This is a genomic window from Brevundimonas sp. GW456-12-10-14-LB3 (assembly GCF_059424365.1).
Genome location: NZ_JBWKZJ010000010.1, coordinates 53,621 through 68,092 on the forward strand (window position 1 = coordinate 53,621; position 14,472 = coordinate 68,092).

16 protein-coding genes are annotated in these 14,472 nt (G+C 66.6%); 4 read left to right on the top strand and 12 right to left on the bottom strand.

Going from position 1 to position 14,472, the window contains the following annotated elements:
* Positions 1-100: 100 nt before the first annotated feature.
* From sucD to AC07XS_RS06465, 7 genes are all read right to left on the bottom strand, one after another.
* Positions 101-1,003, bottom strand: coding sequence for a succinate--CoA ligase subunit alpha (gene sucD, locus AC07XS_RS06435; RefSeq protein WP_054764268.1), 903 nt, complete (start codon positions 1,001-1,003; stop codon positions 101-103).
* Between the two features lie 18 nt (positions 1,004-1,021).
* A complete protein-coding gene (locus AC07XS_RS06440) occupies positions 1,022-1,444 on the bottom strand; it encodes a PIN domain-containing protein (protein ID WP_182713871.1) in 423 nt (140 codons plus the stop codon).
* Positions 1,428-1,685: a ribbon-helix-helix protein, CopG family gene (locus AC07XS_RS06445; RefSeq protein WP_054764270.1), complete on the bottom strand. Its 258-nt coding sequence runs from the start codon at positions 1,683-1,685 to the stop codon at positions 1,428-1,430. Before AC07XS_RS06445 ends, AC07XS_RS06440 begins: the two co-directional genes overlap by 17 nt.
* Before the next feature lie 72 nt (positions 1,686-1,757).
* Positions 1,758-2,642, bottom strand: a complete 885-nt coding sequence (locus AC07XS_RS06450; protein ID WP_182713870.1) for a hypothetical protein — start codon at positions 2,640-2,642, stop codon at positions 1,758-1,760.
* A gap of 116 nt (positions 2,643-2,758) precedes the next feature.
* On the bottom strand, positions 2,759-3,949 hold the full coding sequence (gene sucC, locus AC07XS_RS06455; protein ID WP_182713869.1) for an ADP-forming succinate--CoA ligase subunit beta: 1,191 nt from the start codon (positions 3,947-3,949) through the stop codon (positions 2,759-2,761).
* Positions 3,950-4,171: 222 nt separating this feature from the next.
* Entirely contained in the window at positions 4,172-5,686 is a 1,515-nt protein-coding gene (locus AC07XS_RS06460; protein WP_182713868.1) for a spinster family MFS transporter, read from the bottom strand.
* 117 nt (positions 5,687-5,803) lie between these two features.
* Positions 5,804-8,029, bottom strand: a complete 2,226-nt coding sequence (locus AC07XS_RS06465) for a TonB-dependent receptor (protein WP_182713867.1) — start codon at positions 8,027-8,029, stop codon at positions 5,804-5,806.
* Between the two features lie 190 nt (positions 8,030-8,219).
* Between AC07XS_RS06465 and AC07XS_RS06470 the strand changes: the two genes are divergently transcribed.
* Positions 8,220-8,981, top strand: a complete 762-nt coding sequence (locus AC07XS_RS06470; protein ID WP_182713866.1) for a TetR/AcrR family transcriptional regulator — start codon at positions 8,220-8,222, stop codon at positions 8,979-8,981.
* Here the strand turns inward: AC07XS_RS06470 and AC07XS_RS06475 are convergent.
* A complete protein-coding gene (locus AC07XS_RS06475) occupies positions 8,974-9,501 on the bottom strand; it encodes a DUF2306 domain-containing protein (protein ID WP_182713865.1) in 528 nt (175 codons plus the stop codon). The two genes, AC07XS_RS06470 and AC07XS_RS06475, sit on opposite strands and share 8 nt — an antisense overlap.
* A 160-nt stretch (positions 9,502-9,661) precedes the next feature.
* Between AC07XS_RS06475 and AC07XS_RS06480 the strand changes: the two genes are divergently transcribed.
* Complete coding sequence (locus AC07XS_RS06480) at positions 9,662-10,426, top strand: LytTR family DNA-binding domain-containing protein (protein WP_182713864.1); 765 nt, start codon at positions 9,662-9,664, stop codon at positions 10,424-10,426.
* A gap of 14 nt (positions 10,427-10,440) precedes the next feature.
* Here AC07XS_RS06480 and AC07XS_RS06485 read toward each other — a convergent pair whose 3' ends face one another.
* Complete coding sequence (locus AC07XS_RS06485) at positions 10,441-11,145, bottom strand: NAD(P)H-dependent oxidoreductase (RefSeq protein WP_182713863.1); 705 nt, start codon at positions 11,143-11,145, stop codon at positions 10,441-10,443.
* Positions 11,146-11,237: 92 nt separating this feature from the next.
* On the opposite strand from AC07XS_RS06485, the gene AC07XS_RS06490 reads away from it, so the two are divergent.
* The gene (locus tag AC07XS_RS06490) at positions 11,238-12,143 is read left to right on the top strand and encodes a LysR substrate-binding domain-containing protein (RefSeq protein ID WP_182713862.1); all 906 of its coding nucleotides are present in this window, start codon (positions 11,238-11,240) and stop codon (positions 12,141-12,143) included.
* A gap of 21 nt (positions 12,144-12,164) precedes the next feature.
* On the opposite strand, the gene AC07XS_RS06495 is transcribed toward AC07XS_RS06490, so the two are convergent.
* Positions 12,165-12,623, bottom strand: coding sequence for a hypothetical protein (locus tag AC07XS_RS06495; RefSeq protein ID WP_182713861.1), 459 nt, complete (start codon positions 12,621-12,623; stop codon positions 12,165-12,167).
* An 81-nt stretch (positions 12,624-12,704) separates the two neighbouring features.
* Between AC07XS_RS06495 and AC07XS_RS06500 the strand changes: the two genes are divergently transcribed.
* On the top strand, positions 12,705-13,859 hold the full coding sequence (locus tag AC07XS_RS06500; RefSeq protein WP_182713860.1) for a DNA cytosine methyltransferase: 1,155 nt from the start codon (positions 12,705-12,707) through the stop codon (positions 13,857-13,859).
* A 21-nt stretch (positions 13,860-13,880) separates the two neighbouring features.
* Here the strand turns inward: AC07XS_RS06500 and AC07XS_RS06505 are convergent, their stop codons facing one another.
* Complete coding sequence (locus AC07XS_RS06505) at positions 13,881-14,240, bottom strand: DUF1318 domain-containing protein (protein ID WP_054764279.1); 360 nt, start codon at positions 14,238-14,240, stop codon at positions 13,881-13,883.
* Positions 14,241-14,273: 33 nt separating this feature from the next.
* The gene (locus AC07XS_RS06510; protein ID WP_182713859.1) at positions 14,274-14,462 is read right to left on the bottom strand and encodes a YnbE family lipoprotein; all 189 of its coding nucleotides are present in this window, start codon (positions 14,460-14,462) and stop codon (positions 14,274-14,276) included.
* Between the last annotated feature and the right edge of the window lie 10 nt (positions 14,463-14,472).

Here is a 14,472-nt window from a genome sequence, read left to right on the forward strand (position 1 = left end):
CGCATGCCGAAAGAAAAACGCCCCCGGCCGAAGCCGAGGGCGTCCAATCCTGCCGAGACCGGCATTTTTGATGCGCGAGGCGCCTACGCCGCTTCGGGTCTCAGCCCTTCAGCACTTCCACCAGGGTCTTGCCCAGACGGGCTGGCGATTGCGACATGCGGATGCCGGCGGCTTCCATCGCCGCGATCTTGGATTCCGCATCGCCCTTGCCGCCCGAGACGACGGCGCCGGCGTGGCCCATGGTGCGGCCCTTGGGCGCCGTGCGACCCGCGATGAAGCCGGCCATCGGCTTCTTGCGGCCCTTCTTGGCCTCGTCGATCAGGAACTGGGCGGCGTCTTCTTCCGCGCCGCCGCCGATTTCACCGATCATGATGATCGAGGTGGTTTCGGGATCGGCCAGGAACATCTCCAGCACGTCGATGAATTCGGTGCCCTTGACCGGGTCGCCGCCGATGCCCACGGCCGTGGTCTGACCCAGGCCCTCATTGGTGGTCTGGAACACGGCCTCATAGGTCAGGGTGCCCGAACGCGACACGATGCCGACCGAGCCCTTCTTGAAGATATTGCCCGGCATGATGCCGATCTTGCACTCGTCCGGCGTCAGGACGCCCGGGCAGTTCGGGCCCAAGAGGCGGGAGTTGGAGCCTTCCAGCCGGCGCTTGACCTTGACCATGTCCATCACCGGAATGCCCTCGGTGATGCAGGTGATGAAGGGAATTTCGGCGTCGATGGCTTCGATGATGGCGGCGGCGGCGCCTGACGGCGGGACATAGATGACCGAGGCGTCGGCGCCCGTGGCGTCCTTGGCTTCGGCGACCGAGGCGTAGATCGGCAGGGTTTCGCCGTGTGAACCGGTCCAGTTCGTGCCGCCCTTGGTCGGGTGGACGCCGGCGACCATCTGGGTGCCGTGATAGGCCAGGGCCTGTTCGGTGTGGAAGCCGCCGGTCTTGCCGGTCAGGCCCTGGACGATGATCTTGGTGTCTTTGTTGACGAGGATGGACATGGAGTCTCGCTTGTTGGGTTAGGCGGGAAGGAAGGGGTTTTCGACACGGACCGACCCATAGGTCTGACCGTGATTGAGGTCTTCGGAATAGAGCACCTTGGCGCCCAGCCGTTCGGCGGCGGCGATGATGGCGCCGTCCCAGTAGGAAATCATGTAACGCTGGGCGTTCTCGATACCGCTGCGGACCACCCTGTAGTCGATGGGCTGGAAGGGCTTCTTGGACAACCGAAACACCCACTCCTGCGCCTCCTCCGGAGTCAGAGGGCGCGCACCCTTGCGTTGGGCGGTGACATAGAATTCGGCCAGAACCTGACCCGAGGTGCCGAAGCGTCGGGTCAGAAGTTCAAGCGCACGATCGTACTTCGCCGGTTCATCGACAGAACCGAGCGCGGCGTAGATCAGGATGTTGGTGTCCAGGAAGACGTCAGCGCCAGCGATCAAAACGAGGCTCGCCGCTATATGCATCTTCTCTGGCGGGGCGCCAGTCGCCCATCCGGCCTTCGCTTTCGCGGGCCAGCTTCAGCAAGGCTTCGGTCGCCTCGTCGTGTTCCGTTTCTTCCTCGACCAGTCGAGCCAGGAAACCGCGCACCATCTCATTGACGCTGGTCCGCTTCATAGCGGCCAGAACACGCACCTTGTCGAGCAGGGCGTCATCTATGGCGAGGGTGATGTTGCGGGTCATGTTCGCGAGCGGGGCGGCTTACACGGGTTATGTGGAGCACATAGGCCGCGTGGACAGACCAGGCAAGCCCGGTCAGATATTCAGTAACAACCCGAGCCGTCGCAAGATCGCCTGCTGCCAGGGTTTCAGGGCGTAGAGGTCCGCGAACAGGGCGGCTTCCTCACCCGCTTCTCGCGCCTGAACATAGGCCGCCTGCTGGCGGCGGCGACGGCGCCCCATTTCGGCGGTGTCGCCCGCCGCGACGCGCCGGTCCCACTTGGCCCGCCAGGCGTCCAAGCCGATGGCGTCGTGATGCAGCAGCCAGGCCGTGCGCCCCGTCCCGGGATCGCGCGCCCGCGCCGCCTTCAACGGCCGGTCCCCGCGCTTGGACTCATGGATGCAGACCATGACGTCAGGCAGGCCACGCCGCACCGCGTGCTTGCCCATGTGATGCGCCAGAAGACCACGAACGAAGAAGCGCCCGCGTCCAGGATAGATCAGGTCTGCGAACTGGTCCGACAAAGGGCCGTGATAGGGTTTGCGCGCCAGCGTGGCTCCATACTCGCGCGTCAGGTCGTCGCCGGCCCGCCACACCGCCTCGAGCGAGGGGAAGATGACCGCCTCGCGTTCGGCCGCCACGGCGCCGAGCACAGCGGAGACGTCGACATCGCCCAGGATCATCTCGTCGATGTCCACGACCAGCAGCCAATCGGAGGCCAGGGTGGAATAGGCCTCGGCATAGACGACCCTCTGGCGATCCTCGACCGCCTGGGGCCGACCACCGCGCGTCGCCCAGAAGGCCGCGTCGCAGACTATAAGATCCTTGGGATCGAGCCCGACCTGGACCGGGTCAGGTGCATCCTCGCCGTCGAAATAGATTCTGATCCGCGCCGGGTGCTTAGCCCGATAATGGTCGGTGAAGGCCGCGAGATGACGCGCGGGCGCCAAAGCCATCGCGACCACTTCGAAATCCGGCAAGGCTCCCTCCGTCCATAGGCGACGACTATGGCGGGGCGTCGCAGCCCTCCGCAACGAGAAACGGCGACGCTGCAAGCAGCGCCGCCGTCAGAGCATCAAAGACGATCTCTTGACGTTTAGCCGACCGCAGCCACGATCTTCTGGGCGGCGTCGTCCAGATCGTCGGCGGCCTGGATGGTCAGGCCCGACTCGTTCAGGATTTTCTTGCCCAGTTCGGCGTTGGTGCCTTCCAGACGCACGACCAGCGGCACCTTCAGGCCCACTTCCTTCACGGCCGCGACCACGCCCTCGGCGATGACGTCGCACTTCATGATGCCGCCGAAGATGTTGACCAGGATGCCCTGGACGTTCGGGTCGGCGGTGATGATCTTGAAGGCCGCCGCGACCTTCTCCTTGCCGGCGCCGCCGCCGACGTCGCAGAAGTTGGCCGGCTCCTTGCCGTACAGTTTGATGATGTCCATCGTCGCCATGGCCAGGCCGGCGCCGTTGACCATGCAACCGATGTTGCCGTCCAGCGAGACATAGGCCAGGTCCCACTTGGAGGCTTCGATTTCCTTGGCGTCTTCCTCGGTCTCGTCGCGCAGGGCCTTGATGTCTTCGTGGCGGAACAGGGCGTTGCCGTCGAAGCTGACCTTGGCGTCCAGGACGCGCAGATGGCCGTCCTTCATGACGATCAGCGGGTTCACCTCCAGCATGTCCATGTCCTTCTCGACGAAGGCCTTGTACAGGGCGGGGAACAGCGACTTGCCGTCTTCGGCCGCAGCGCCCGTCAGGCCGTAGGCGGCGTTGATGGCGGCGACGTCGGCTTCGGTCACGCCCGTGGCGGGGTCGATGACGATGTTCTGGATCTTCTCGGGCGTGTCGTGGGCGACGGTTTCGATGTCCATGCCGCCCTCGGTCGAGACGACGAAGGCGATGCGGCCATAGGCGCGATCGACCAGCAGCGAGCAATACAGCTCACGATCAATGTCGGCGCCGTCTTCGATATAGAGGCGGTTGACCTGTTTGCCGGCCTCGCCCGTCTGGGCGGTGACCAGGGTGTTGCCCAGCATCTCCTTGGCGTGGGCGACGACTTCCTCGATCGAGAAGGCCAGGCGCACGCCGCCCTTGGCGTCGGCGGGCAGTTCCTTGAACTTGCCCTTGCCGCGGCCGCCGGCGTGGATCTGCGACTTCACGACATAGAGCGGGCCAGGCAGTTGCTTGGCGGCGGCCTCGGCCTGATCGGCCGAGGTGATGGGCACGCCCTCGGCGACGGGGGCGCCGAAGCCCTTGAGAACCTGCTTGGCCTGATATTCGTGGATGTTCATGGAGACCGCCGCAATCTTTGCTGGGAAGAGTTTGCGGGGCTTATAGGCTCCGCGCCTTCGCAGGTGCAACCGTCTGATTATGACCCTTTAGAGCATGATCGTTTCGGACGGAACCGCTTCGCGGTTCCGGCAGAAGCGTGAATCATGCTCTCGCTTCAATCTGGAGCCTGATTCACCGTTTCAGCGGAACCGCGAAGCGGTTCCTCCTCAACGGATCAGGCTCTAGTCCACCCAGTCCCGCTTCAGCGTCCGCGAGGCCCCAAACAGCAGAATGGCCGCCAGCACATAGAAGCTCATGCCCGTGTAGATGGCCCACCTCAGGCTCTCCTCCCCGAACCGGGGCGCCAGGAGGTCGCTCATCCAGCCGAAGTAGTAGAAGCCGACCGCGATCCCCAGCAGGTTGTTGATCAGCAGGAACAGGGCCGAGGCGGTGGAGCGCATGGCCGCCGGGACCAGATGCTGGACCGCCGCCGTGATCGGCCCCAGCCAGGCCAGGTTCAGCCCCGTGGGCAGAAGGAAGATCAGGAAGGCCAGGATCAGCTGCTGGGCATGGCTGCCCCCGCCCGGCAGGACCAGGCCGATCAGCCAGGGCGAGTTCATCGCCAGGATGAAACAGGGCGCCGAGATCAGAAAGGCCACGGCCGGGGTCAGGGGATAGGCGCCCTTGCCCTTCTTCGACAGCTTGTCGGCGATCGTCCCGCCCAGCCAGATGCCCAGCAGGCCGCCGATCAGAACAATGCCCGAATAATACCAGCTGGTCTGACGCAGGGTCAGGTCAAAGCTGCGCATGAAAAACAGCGGCAGCCAGCCCGCCACCCCATAGCCGCACACCGAGGACGAGGCCGCGCCGAGCGCCAGCAGCCAGAAACTGGGCTTTCTGATCACCACCGAGGCGGTCAGACGCGCTACCATCAGCGATGCGCCGACCACCCCCGCCAGCAGGCCGCCGAAGCCCAGGACCAGCGGATTGCCCAGGGATAGGCCGAACAGCCAGCTCAAGGCCGCCAGGATCAGCAGCCCCGCCCCCAGGCCCAGCATGACCTGGGCCGCGATCCTGCCGACCCGATCCGTGCCGACCGGCGCGGCCGCCAGGGCCGCAGCCCGGGCCTCGGTCTTGACCGCATCGGTTCCGCCGCGCTTCGGATCCTTCACCGTCAGCCGCAGCAGGGGCGCCACAAGCACGCCCATCAGACCGACGACGATGAAGGCGGTGCGCCAGCCGTAGGTCGCCGCCAGCAGCCCCCCGACCAGCGTCCCGGCCGCCATGCCCAGCGGAATCCCGAAGGCGAAGGCCGCCAGGGCCCGCGCTCTCTGATGCGGCGGGAAATAGTCGGCGATCAGCGAATAGGCCGGCGCCACCCCGCCCGCCTCGCCCACGCCCACCCCCATCCGGCACAGGAACAGCTGGCCGAACGAGCCCGCCATGCCGCACAGGGCGGTGAAGCCGGACCAGACGGCGAGCGCCCCGGTCATGATCCAGACCCGGCTGAACCGGTCGGCCAGCCAGGCCAGGGGAATGGCCAGGGTCGAATAGACCGAGGCGAAGGCGATGCCGCCCAACAGACCGAACTGGCTGTCGGACATGCCGAACTCTTCCTTCAGCGGCGCGGCCAGGATGCCGATGATCTGCCGGTCCAGGAAGTTCAGCATGTAGATCAGGATCAGCACCGCCAGCACATAGTAGCGGTAGCCCGGTCGATGCGGCGCGGGCGCCTCCGTCACGGTGTCGGTCCTCATCGGCGTTTCCCTCGACATGTTCTTCTTGTTGGGGCGAACCTAGCCGCAAGTCCGCCCCCTGCAAAGCAAAGGGCGGCGGCCGTTGGACCGCCGCCCTCCGTCAGGCGTCTGTGGCGATCAGAACCGGTAGGTCAGGCGGGCCGAATAGGTGGTCGGCGGGCCGTAGAAGGCGCTGATCGAGTTGTTGTAGGTCGCGCCAGGGAAGCTGTAGCCCCCGACCTTGTAGCGAACATCGGTCAGGTTGCGGCCGAACAGACCGACCTCCCACCGCTGGCTGGGCGCCGTCCACACCACGCTGGCGTCGGCCAGGACATAGCTGTCCTGGTCCAGGATTGGGTCCGGCGTGTCGAACAGGTGGTAGTCGGACCGGTACGACAGCGACGGCGTCACCCGGATCTCCCCGCCCATAATGTCGCCCCGCCAGGTCATGCCGTAATAGGCCGACCATTCCGGCGAGTTCTGCGGCTCGCGCGTGTCCGAAATATCGACCGGCGTGCCGGTGATCCGGGTGATGAACTCGTCGAACTCGTTCTTCAGATAGCCCAGCGAGAAGTTGGCGGTGATGTCGTCGGTCAGGAAGGCCGAACCTTCCAGCTCGAAGCCGTAGATGGTCGAGGCGCCGGCGTTGTCGACCACCGAGGCGATGCCGACGGCCGGGGGCGTGGCCACCTGCTGGGTCGTGATCTGCTGGTCCTTGTAGTCGGAATAGAAGATCGCCGAGGCGAAGTTCATCCGCCGGTCGAAGGCCGAACCCTTCAGGCCCAGCTCATAGGTGGTGACCGTCTCGGGCTGGTAGCCGTCGACCGTCTGCGGCACGAGGGCGGCGTCGCCCCGCATGTCCCAGCCGCCCGACTTGAAGCCCTGGCTGACCGAGGCGTAGCCGGTGATGTCTTCACTGAAGTCATACGAGATGCTGGCGCGGGGCGTGAACTTCTCGAAGGTGTCGGACGCTGAATAGTTGGTCCGGGTGGCGAAGATCGCCCGGTCGGTCCCGCCGGTATAGGGGGTGCGGGTCGCGCCCAGATAGAAGAGGCGCAGGACCGAGGCGTCCTTGTCGTCCTTGGTGTAGCGTCCGCCCAGCGAGACGTGCAGCCGGTCGGTGAGGTCATAGCTGAAGTCGCCGAACACCGAGAAGGACTTGGTGTCCACCGATCCCGCCGCCGCAATGGCCAGACCCAGATTGCCGGCGATGGTGTCGAAGGCGCCGGACGAGGTGCCGTCCAGATAGAAGACGCCGGCCACGCCCGACCAGCGGTCGCCGGTGAACAGGGCCTGGAACTCCTGGGTGAACTGGTCGTCCGAATAGATGGCCGGCACGTCCAGGGTCGGCAGGGGCGTCTGGTCGAAGTCGATGATGGTCTGGGTGTCGCCCGAGCGATAGGCGGTGATCGACTTCAGGGTCAGCATGTCGTTGACCCGGTACTCGCCGGTCAGGGACACGCCCTCGGTGACCACCTTCTGCTCGCCGGTGATCCCGGCATAGGTATCGTATTCGTTGGCCGGGGGCGTATAGCCGCCGGTGGTCGAGTTCACCTCGCGGTGGCCGTGACGCGGGCTGGAATCGTCCTCGACCCGGTCCCAGGCCAGGCGGAAGAACAGGCTGTCGTTCGGCGTCCACTCGGCGCTGGCGCGATAGGCGGTGACGTCCTTGTCATACTGATCCTGGCCGGTGTTCAGGTTCTGGCCGTAGCCGTCGTGCTGATAGGTGGCGACCGCGCCCCCGATCGCGAAGGTGTCGCCGACGGGGACCGAGCCGGACAGCAGGAAGTTGTGCTCATTGTACGAGCCCACCTCGGCCCGCGCCGTCAGGCTGGGATCGACGCCCAGGCGCTTGGTCACATATTTGATCGCCCCGCCGATGGTGTTGCGGCCGTAGAGGGTGCCCTGCGGCCCGCGCAGCACCTCGATGCGCTGGATGTCGAAGATGTCCAGCACGGCGCCCTGCGGACGGGCGACATAGACGTCGTCGATATAGAGGCCGACGCCGGGCTCGAAGCCCCACAGCGGGTCCTGTTGGCCCACGCCGCGGATGAAGCTGATCAGGGTCGAGTTGGAGCCGCGCGCGACCTGAACAGTGGCGTTCGGCGTCTGCTGCTGCAGGGCGGTGATATTGGTCGCGCCCGTCTGTTCCAGCCGCTCGGCGCTCAGCGCCGAGACGGCCACCGGCACGTCCTTCAGCTGTTCGTCGCGCCGACGGGCGGTGACGACGATGTCGTCCACCATATTGGCTTGTCCGGCGTTGGCCGCCTGGGCCGCCGCCTCGGCGTCCTGGGCCGTGGAAGCCCCCGCCAGCACGCCCCACGCCGCGCCGGCCAGCAGCGCGCACTTCACATGACGATTCATGATCCTTAACCCCTTTGTCGTTTCCAGCCTGGTTGACGCTTTTATTCAGCGTTCAATGATTTTCTTGAACCTGACCCGGTTTCGACCGTCTGTCAAACCCCGGAGCTGCCGCAACGTCGTCATCCGCCCACACGGAACGTGCAGCGTGGCGCCGTTGCACCGGCGCCGACCCTGGCCTAGCGTCGCCGCCATGAGCCAGATCCCCGCCGCGCCCCGTCCCGTCGCCGCCGCCCGGCGCAAGACGGCCGCGCCGGATGCGACGCCTGCGCGGCGCGGCCGTCCGCCCAAGGCCCAGGCCAAGGCGGCGGGTGAAACCCGCGAGCTGATCCTGGATGCGGCCGAGGATCTGTTTTCCAAACACGGCTTCTACGGCGTCACCATCCGCGAGGTGGCGCGTGAGGCCGGCGTCGACACCGCCCTGGTCCACTATTATTTCGGGGCCAAGCGAGACCTGTTCGACGCGGTCTTTCTGCGTCGCGCCGAGGTCTGGAACAATGAACGAGTCGCCGCCATCAACCGTTACGCCGCCCAGGCTGAGGAGACCGGGCGGCCCATGACGCTGGAGGGGCTGCTGGAAGCCTTTCTGCGACCGCCGTTCGAATGGTCGCTCAAGGGCGGGCCGGGTTGGAAACACTATTCCGCCCTGGTGGCCCAGACCAACGCCAACCCAACCTTCGGCGGCGAAACCATGGCCCGCTATTTCGACCCGGCCATCCGGCGGCTGATCGAACTGATCGCCCAGGTCCTGCCCGAGGCCAGCGAGGTCGATCTCTACTGGGGCTATCACAATCTGTCGGGCGCCCTGACCCTGACCCTGGGCGAGACCGGACGTCTGGACCGACTGTCGGGCGGTCGCGCCCGATCCGGGGATCTTCAGACGGCCGGCGACTATATGGTCCGGTTCGCGGCGGCCGGCTTTCGCGCCGTGGCGGGACTGTCGCCTTCTAGCTGAAGAAGACCGCCCACATCAGCCGGCCGGGCAGGAAGGTCAGAAGGCCGGCCACGATCAGTCCTCCGACGAACATGGAGGTCATGGCCCGCCGATGGGCCTGCACCCTATGGCGACGGGCGGCGTAGACCGCCATGGGCAGGCCGACCACCGTCCAACCGCTGAGCAGATGGATCAAGGACAGGCCCGCAGGTCCGCCGGGATTGATGGCGTGAATGAAGAAGGAGCTGATCGCCGTCGTTCCCATCGCCGCCACCCAGGCCCAGCCCAGCGTCCGGTGCAGCCGCGTGCCCTTCACCCCGATCAGCAGCACGATCCCGATCGCCAGGGCCGTCAGGGCGGCCGCCACATGAACTTGGATCGCCGTCGGCGCGGCGGCCAAGAGGTCCAGCTTCGGCGCGTGCGGACGGAAACCCAGCCGTGCGATCTGACCATTGTCTCGGGTCAGATAGATGAGGATCGGAACGCCCAGCAGGAAGAGACCGGCGGCGGACGGCAGATGACGGGCGAGACGGGGGGACATGGCGGGAAAACTCCGGATGAAGGCGGCCCTCCTGCCCGGGGTCCGGTCCTTCCGCATCCGCCCCTGCGTGAACGCCCACCTCGGTTTCGCGAACGCCCACCCCCTTCCGCCCTGGAGGAAATCATGGTTTCAGATCGGACTCCGAACGTAGAAGGCCCTCATGACGTCACCCGCCGACGACCGCCGTCGAACCTTTCTGAGGGGCCTGGTCGTGGCGGTCCTGGTCGGAGTCTTTCTGGCCTCGACCGGCGCCTTCGGCAGCGCCGGCGCGCCCTATCTGGAACGGCTGGCCTATTGGGTTCTGATGATGATCCTGGGCGGCCTTTGGGGCCATCTGTGCAGCGGCTTGGTCACCCGCTTCATCGACGTGGACGACCGGCCCTGGTTGACGATCGGCCTGATGACGGCGGTGATCACCGGCCCGTTGAGCCTGATCATCTGGGCCGCGACGGGTCTCTTCTTCGCCCAGCGCCTTTATCCCCTGTCCGCCCTGCCCCAGCTGTTCGGCCCGGTCCTGATCGTCACCCTGGCGGTGACGACGGTCAACGTCTTCCTGGGACGCGCCCAGCCGGTCCAGACCCACGCCGCGCCGCCCAGCCAGCCGACGCGTCCGGCGCGCTTTCTGGATCGCCTGCCCCCCAGGCTGAAGGGCGCGACCCTCTACGCCGTTCAGGCCGAGGACCACTATCTGCGCCTTCACACCGATCGCGGCTCGGACCTGATCCTGATGCGCCTGTCCGACGCGGTCGAAGAGTTGGAGGGACTGGAAGGCGCCCGCACCCACCGCAGCTGGTGGGTGGCCCGTTCGGCCGTGCGCGGCGTCGAGCGCGGCGACGGCCGCGCCACCCTGACCTTGGAGGGCGGGCTGAACGTCCCGGTCAGCCGCCGCTACGCCCGCACCCTGCGCGAAGCCGACTGGTGGTGAAGCGTCGGGCCGCTTCAAGTGGCGGGGTAGTCTGCCATGGCCAACTGATCGACCAAAGCATCCACGGACATCTCGGCCTCCGAGATCGAGGCGGCGAGACGATCGTCGGAAAACTCATCGTATTCAACGGCGACGACTTCGCTTTCGTAAAGACCGATGTAGGCAAGGGGAATCTTCAGCCCCGCCTCCACGAGGTTCATGTGCGCCAAACGGCCGTCCGGTCCATAACCATAGTCACCACGCGCCGTCAGAATGATCAGACGCTTGCCGGTCGGCAGCATAGGCCAATAGGGAACGTCTGATCGCGCGCGATCGAAACCGAAGGTCACCCCGACACGCACCACATTGTCGATCCAAGCCTTTAGCGGTGCGGGCAATCCGAAATTGTACATGGGCGCGCCGATGACGACGAGATCCGCCTTCATCAAGGCGTCAGTCAAGGCGTCGCTCTCCGCCAATACGACCTTCTGAGCTTCCGTGCGCAGTTCAGGCGGACAGAAGGCGGCGGCGATCCAGGCCTGGCTCACTGGCGTCGGCGGCGTCCGTCCCACGTCAAGATAATCGACGATGTCCTGCGGCCTCATCTCCCTCCAACGATGGATGAAGCGTCGACTGAGGCGGCGGGTATGCGATCCATGCTTGTCGCGCCCGGACTCTCCCTGCCGGGCGCTGGAGTCGATGTGAAGCAGGCGAATTGGGTCTAGGATGGAGGGGCTCATGACAAGCTGAACTCACGTGATATGGAAGACATGCGAGCTTATTTGTGTGTAGGCACGGTTGACGAACGCAAAATTTTCGATAGATGGGTGAAATGGATTCATCCGCAGGGACACCGCGAAGACTTCCGCCCCTGGGGGCTTTGCGCGCGTTCGAGGCGGCCGCCCGACGTCTGAGCTTCCGGCGCGCGGCCGAAGAGCTTTGCGTGACGCCGACCGCTGTCAGCCATCAGATCCGCCTTTTGGAAGAGTGGCTGGGACAGCCGCTCTTCCTTCGCCTGGTCCGCCGGGTGGTCTTGACGAAGGCCGGCGAAACGCTTCTTCCAACCCTCCAGGGCGGCTTCGACGCCTTCGAACGAACGCTTGCGGACATCCGGCAGCACGACCGGCGAAAGGCGGTGACCTTGACCGCGCCCGTCCTCTTCACCGCGCGGCGGCTGATCCCGGCCCTCGCAGATTTCCAGGCCGGCGATTTGGATTTGCGGCTCCACGCGAGCGACGCCGTGGTCGACCTCAACGGAGGCGGAGCCGATCTGGCGGTGCGCTATGGAGCCGGCCCCTTTTCCGGCTTGGTGTCAGAACCGCTCGTCTCGGAACGTTTCGGCGTGGTCAGCAGCCCTCGTCTGCGCCTGACCCGCGTCGACGACCTGTTTAGCGTCCCCTTGCTTCATATCGACTGGAGACGCGCCGGGGACGACCCCGATTGGAAGCGATGGGCGACGGAGGCTGGGCTAAGCGGATTGGCCGTGGAAAAGGGCGCACGCTTCTCTGACGACACCCATGCGTTGGCCGCCGCGACAGCGGGCCGGGGCGCCGCAATCGCGGCCCTTGAGCTGGCGCGACCCGAGTTGGAAGCGGGGCTTCTGGTCAATCCCTTCGGTCCGATTCTCCAGGGGCAACCATACCATTTGGCCGCGACCCCTGAAGCTTGGGAGGACGAAAGGGTTCAGGCGGTGGCGTCTTGGCTCAGACAGGCGATCATCGGGGCAGCGACCGACTGAAGATAGGCGCCTAGCTGTGACTCAGCCGGCCTCGTCTCTGGTTGCCAACGCCGCCACCGAGGCGGCGCAGCCGGTCAGGGTGTCGTCGCCGATCTCGACCTTGGCCGTCAGGGGATAGGTTCGGTCGCTCATTCCGTCTGAACATTCCGTGGCGATAAGGACCACGTTGAGCGCTTCGTTCAGGTCGGTCGAGGTGGCGTAGGTGGCGACCGTGCCCTGCACCGTGGCGCCCCGGTTCGGCGCATGCTGCGCCGGCTGATCCACACGGGTATAGGTCAGGCCGTCCGGCGTGATGTCGACGCTCCAGAACGGTTCGGTTCCGAGAGCGCGCACCGGCTTGCCCAGATCGACGCCCGCCAGCACGGGGGCGGGCTCGGGCGGCGGCGCCGCCTCCGGCGCTTGATCCTTGCGATCATAGCAGCCCGCCAGCAGGGGCAGGACCAGAACGATCGCCGTCAGGGCGGCGGGGATCGGGCGCATGCGGAGACCTCTCTCGATTGGCCAGCAAGTGTGGGCGACATCCTCTTCGGTCAAGGGCGGCGGCTGAGTTATGGTGCGGGAATGTCGATTCGCCTGACCGCATACGAGTTCTTCGCCGGCGGCGGTTTGGCCGGCCTCGGCCTGAACGGGGCGAATCCCGGCGGCGTCTCGGGAATAGAGACCGTCTTCGCCAATGACATGGACCGGGCCAAGGCGGCCGCCTTCACGGCCAATCATCCACGGATCCCGTTTCATCTGGGCGACGTCTGGGACCTGACGACGGCGGACCTGCCCGGCGCGCCGGACCTGGCCTGGGCGTCGTCCCCCTGCCAGGACGTCAGCCTGGCGGGTGGGCGCGGCGGGCTGACGGCGGGGCGGTCCGGCGCCTTCTGGGGCTTCTGGCGTCTGATCGAGGGCTTGTCGCGCGAGGGACGCGCGCCCGGGATCATCGTTCTGGAGAATGTAATCGGTCTGTTGACCTCGGGCGCAGCGCAGGGCGAGGACTTCGCGGCCGTCTGCACGGCCATGGCGGCCGGCGGCTGGCGGATCGGGGCCTTGGAGATGGACGCCGCCCACTGGCTGCCCCAGTCGCGCCCGCGTCTGTTCGTCGTCGCCATGGCCGAAGAGATTGCTGCGGCGGCGCCGCAGACGCGCGCGCCGAACGGGCCTTTCCACTCGTCCCGGCTGATCGCGGCTGAGGCCCGTCTGCCGCAGGCGGCGCGTGACGCCTGGACCTGGTGGAGCCTGCCGGTCCCCTCGCGCCGCAATCTTGATCTCGACGCCCTGCTCGAACCGGACGAGACCGCCGTCTGGCTCGACGACGGCGAGGCGATCCTGGCCCTGGCCGCTCCGCTGCACCGCGCCCGGCTGGAGGCGGCGATCGCCTCGGGCCGGCGCACGGTCGGCGCGGCCTATCGCCGGGTTCGCCGAGAAAACGGCCGCAAGGTCCAGCGTCTCGAAATCCGGTTCGACGGCCTGGCGGGCTGCCTCAGAACGCCCGCCGGCGGTTCGTCGCGCCAATATGTCGTCGTCTGCGACGAGGGACGCGCCCGGGTGCGGCGGCTGACCGGCCGCGAGGCGGCGCGCCTGATGGGCGTGTCGGACGACTATCTGTTGCCGCCCAGCCAGAGCGCGGCCCTGAAGCTGATGGGCGACGCCGTCGCCGTGCCGGTGGTGCGCGCCCTGGCGGAGGGACTGCTGAAGCCCGCGCTTTCGGCGCGGCGAGCGGCGGCCTGAGGCGTCAGGCCGCTCAAGACCTCAGCGCTGGACCCACTGGCCCTGGGCGTTTCGATACCATTGGCCGGCCGGAATCCGGGGCAGAAGCTGGCTCTGGAACATCCGGGCCCCGGCCACGTCGGGGGTGGCGCCCGCCTCGGCGGCGCTGCGGGCGTAGGCGGCGCGGCGGCCGGCGTTGGTCGCTTCGACGGCCGCGCGCAGATCGGCGTCGGCGCTTGAGGTGCGAAAGCCCAGATAGCCGTCCGCCTGTTCACCCACGACCCCGGCGGCCTTGGCCTGATCGATCATGGCCTTTTGGGCGCTGGTCTGAGCCAGGGCGGCGCCGGCCATGGAGACGGCGGCGGCGACGGCGCCGACGGCGATAAATCTGCGAAAGCTCATGTCAGCCTGTCCTTTCAGGAAAAAGCGAGGCGATCAGAAGAGGTTGGGGTTCTGTTGCAGCAGTTGCTGCAACTCTTGATCCAGCCGGACACGCACGTCTGCGTCCAATTTGGCGTAGATCTGGATGGGCGCAACCTCCAGACGGACCGTCGGGGCGCAGCCGACGACGGCGGCGGCGGCGGCTCCGAGGCCCAGTCCGGCCAACTGGCGCTTGGTGATCATGGCTTAGACT

Excerpts from the sequence above, each read along its gene's own strand:
- AC07XS_RS06495 (WP_182713861.1), bottom strand. The coding sequence starts at position 12,623 with ATGCGCCCGATCCCCGCCGCCCTGACGGCGATCGTTCTGGTCCTGCCC.
- AC07XS_RS06460 (WP_182713868.1), bottom strand. The coding sequence starts at position 5,686 with ATGAGGACCGACACCGTGACGGAGGCGCCCGCGCCGCATCGACCGGGC.
- AC07XS_RS06510 (WP_182713859.1), bottom strand. The coding sequence starts at position 14,462 with ATGATCACCAAGCGCCAGTTGGCCGGACTGGGCCTCGGAGCCGCCGCC.
- sucD (WP_054764268.1), bottom strand. The coding sequence starts at position 1,003 with ATGTCCATCCTCGTCAACAAAGACACCAAGATCATCGTCCAGGGCCTG.
- AC07XS_RS06475 (WP_182713865.1), bottom strand. The coding sequence starts at position 9,501 with ATGTCCCCCCGTCTCGCCCGTCATCTGCCGTCCGCCGCCGGTCTCTTC.
- AC07XS_RS06470 (WP_182713866.1), top strand. The coding sequence starts at position 8,220 with ATGAGCCAGATCCCCGCCGCGCCCCGTCCCGTCGCCGCCGCCCGGCGC.
- AC07XS_RS06490 (WP_182713862.1), top strand. The coding sequence starts at position 11,238 with ATGGATTCATCCGCAGGGACACCGCGAAGACTTCCGCCCCTGGGGGCT.
- AC07XS_RS06505 (WP_054764279.1), bottom strand. The coding sequence starts at position 14,240 with ATGAGCTTTCGCAGATTTATCGCCGTCGGCGCCGTCGCCGCCGCCGTC.
- AC07XS_RS06480 (WP_182713864.1), top strand. The coding sequence starts at position 9,662 with ATGACGTCACCCGCCGACGACCGCCGTCGAACCTTTCTGAGGGGCCTG.
- AC07XS_RS06445 (WP_054764270.1), bottom strand. The coding sequence starts at position 1,685 with ATGACCCGCAACATCACCCTCGCCATAGATGACGCCCTGCTCGACAAG.
- AC07XS_RS06500 (WP_182713860.1), top strand. The coding sequence starts at position 12,705 with ATGTCGATTCGCCTGACCGCATACGAGTTCTTCGCCGGCGGCGGTTTG.
- AC07XS_RS06485 (WP_182713863.1), bottom strand. The coding sequence starts at position 11,145 with ATGAGCCCCTCCATCCTAGACCCAATTCGCCTGCTTCACATCGACTCC.
- AC07XS_RS06465 (WP_182713867.1), bottom strand. The coding sequence starts at position 8,029 with ATGAATCGTCATGTGAAGTGCGCGCTGCTGGCCGGCGCGGCGTGGGGC.
- sucC (WP_182713869.1), bottom strand. The coding sequence starts at position 3,949 with ATGAACATCCACGAATATCAGGCCAAGCAGGTTCTCAAGGGCTTCGGC.